Genomic DNA, 2,879 nt, shown 5'->3' on the forward strand with positions numbered 1-2,879 from the left:
GAAAAAGATAGCGTAAAACCCTTGGGTAACCCATAGGTCAAGGGCCGCCCTTATCTCCATCGAAATGACTAAAACACTGATTTCAAACGACCGTGCGACTAATGTATAAGTAAAAAACAAAATAAAACGGTAACTATTCAGGTGGTTGCGGATAGCCTGTCGACAACCACCTGATTTTTCTGGCATAGTGTGCCTAATCCTTCGGCATATCTATGCGGTGACATGACCATCAGCGATATCAACGTCGACGAGGCCCTGGAGCGGGTCCGGCAGCAGCTCAAGGAAGACCAGACGGTCTCGCCGTCGCTGCGTGCCGCCATCGATGTGCTGATGCTGCTGGTCAAGCTCATGGCCGATCGCCTGGCCACCAGTAGCCGCAACAGCAGCAAGCCACCGTCCCAGGATCCCAATCGCCAGCGCCGCTCGCGCGCCAAAGGCGAGCGGCGCCCCGGCGGACAGCCAGGGCATGAGGGTAAGACGTTGGCGCCGGTGACGGACCCCGACGAGGTGGTCAAGCTCCGTGTCGATCGTCGGCAACTCCCCAAGGGGCGTTCTTACCGCCCGGTCGGCGTCGAAACGCGCCAAGTGCAGGACATCGTAATCCAGGCCGTGGTCACCGAATATCAGGCTGAGGTCCTCGAAGATGATCAGGGGCAACGCTACGTGGCGCCATTCCCCGAGGGCGTGACTCGCCCCATCCAGTATGGCCCTCGCCTCAAGGCGCATGTCGTCTATCTCTCCCAGTATCAGCTGTTGCCCTATGCGCGTATCCGCGAGTTGCTCACCTCGCAGTGCGGCCTGTCGCTGAGCACCGGCACCCTGTTCGCCTTCAACCAGGAGGCCTACCAGCGGGCCGAGGCGTTCGCCGAGTGGGTGATCCCGGCGCTACGTGAAGCAGCCACCGTCCATGCCGATGAAACCGGAATGCAGGTCGGTGGCAAACGCTACTGGCTACACAGCGCCTCCAACGAGGCCCTGACCTGGTTGGCCCCGCACCCCAAGCGCGGCCAGGAAGCGATGGACGCCATCGGCGTATTGCCCTTCGTGCGTGGCGTGCTGGTGCATGATCACTGGAAGCCCTACTACCGCTATCCGGATTGCCGGCACGCGCTCTGTAATGCGCACCACCTTCGGGAGCTGACAGCGGCCTGGGAGAACGATGGCCAGGCATGGGCCAAGGCCTTGCATGACCTGTTGTTGGAGATGCATCGCGCCGTGGAGGTGGCCGACGGCTGCCTCTCGGCCGATGAGACCCGAGCCTGGCGGCAGCGCTATCGAGATTGCCTGGCGAAAGGGGACGCCGAGTGCCCCCCGCCGGTGAAACCGCCACCTGGAACGCGAGGCCGGGCCAAGCGCACCAAGCCGCGCAACCTCCTGGAACGCCTCCAGGCGTACGAGGACGACGTGTTGCGCTTCCTCGACGACCCTGCCGCTCCCTTCACCAACAACCAGGGGGAGCGCGATCTGCGAATGACCAAGGTCCAGCAGAAAATCTCGGGCTGTTTCCGCTCCTGGGAGGGGGCGGAGATCTTCTGCCGGATGCGCAGCTTCCTCTCGACCGCCGTCAAGCAAGGGGTGGCGGCGCATACCGCACTGGAGCAACTGTTTGCGGGGGAGGTGCCAGCCTTCATGCAGCAAGAAGCCCCGACTCAGCCAACCGGTGCTGAATAGTTACGGGAGCGTTAACAATTAGGCCAGCCATATGACGGCGGATACAAGGTTGAGTAGCGACTGGTAGTTTCTCGCCAGTCGCTCATAGCGTGTTGCCAGCCGCCTGAACTGCTTGATTTTCTGGAAGAACCTTTCTACCAGGTTGCGATCCTTGTAACAGTGCCAATCTATCTCGGGGCATTCCAAGCGATTCTTTCTCGGCGGAATCACCGGCTCGGCGCCCACCGCTCGAATGATGTCCCTCAAAGCGGTGGAATCATACCCCTTGTCGCCAAGCACCGCCGCTGGAGAAAAGCCCGCCAGTAACGCTGGGGCGGCTCCGTACTCAGACGCTTGGCCCGGTGTGAGGATTAGCCGTACCGGGTTGCCGAGGGCATCGACCGCCGCGTGGATCTTGGTGCTCAATCCCCCACGCGATTTCCCCATGGCTTCGGTGCTCTGAGCCGTTTTTTTGCCGCCCCATGCTGATGAACTTTGACGATACTGCCATCTATCATCAGCTGCTCCATGTCGGGATCATCGGCTAATGTGTCGATAACCTGCTGCCAGACCCCCTTCTTAGACCACCGGTTATAGCGCATGTAGACAGTGTGCCAGCGACCGAAGGCGTCGGGCAGATCACGCCAGGGAGCGCCTGTCCGGGCGATCCACAGGACGGCTTCCACGAACAAGCGATTGTCCTTGGCCGTCACCCCGCGATCTGAAGCTTTGCCGGGGAGCATGTGCTCGATGCGCTCCCATTGGTCATCACGTAGCATTAGCCGAGGCATAGATCACCGAAAAATGCTGATATTCTAAATCAGCCCGATCTCCATCAGCAATTGTTAACGCACCCTAAGGCTCTAGGCGATAAAAATATAATAATTGAAAATACTGGAGTCAATTACCAAGAGATAATCCCTAAAGAATCAAACATAGAGATTGAAGCAAAAATCCTTGCAGGTTATAAATAATGAATAGCATAGTAACGTTATTAGTCGAGGTGAGTTTAAATGGAAAAATCGACGAAGGGAATGGTGTTTCAAGTAAATCATTTTATCGTTATCAAAATAGCTCTGTAAGAGATTTTACACATAAGATTAGATCTGAATCAGACTGTATAGTGATTGGGAGAAAAACTCTTGAAACTGATAATCCATATTTAAGTGTCGATCAGAAATTATTCCCAGGTAAGAAGATTTCTAAAGTTATTGTTGGAAGGAAGCCAA

4 protein-coding genes are annotated in these 2,879 nt (G+C 56.7%); 2 read left to right on the plus strand and 2 right to left on the minus strand.

All coding sequences use genetic code 11. From position 1 onward, the window contains the following. The coding region (locus FYJ24_RS12725) for a hypothetical protein (protein WP_206192715.1) at positions 1–186 on the minus strand (186 nt) is incomplete at its 3' end. A gap of 36 nt (positions 187–222) precedes the next feature. Here FYJ24_RS12725 and tnpC point away from each other — a divergent pair. Continuing rightward, positions 223–1,671, plus strand: coding sequence for an IS66 family transposase (gene tnpC / locus FYJ24_RS12275; protein WP_154487592.1), 1,449 nt, complete (start codon positions 223–225; stop codon positions 1,669–1,671). Positions 1,672–1,689: 18 nt separating this feature from the next. On the opposite strand, the gene FYJ24_RS12280 is transcribed toward tnpC, so the two are convergent. Then, positions 1,690–2,441, minus strand: a protein-coding gene (locus tag FYJ24_RS12280) for an IS5 family transposase (RefSeq protein ID WP_371317400.1) whose coding sequence is annotated in 2 segments (ribosomal slippage) — positions 1,690–2,115 and positions 2,118–2,441 — 750 coding nt in all. Because the reading frame shifts where the segments join, the coding sequence is not laid out codon by codon here. A gap of 182 nt (positions 2,442–2,623) precedes the next feature. Between FYJ24_RS12280 and FYJ24_RS12285 the strand changes: the two genes are divergently transcribed. Beyond that, positions 2,624–2,879: dihydrofolate reductase family protein (locus FYJ24_RS12285; protein WP_206192716.1), on the plus strand; the 256-nt coding region annotated here is incomplete at its 3' end.

This window comes from Scrofimicrobium canadense (assembly GCF_009696615.1).
Lineage (GTDB): Bacteria > Actinomycetota > Actinomycetes > Actinomycetales > Actinomycetaceae > Scrofimicrobium > Scrofimicrobium canadense.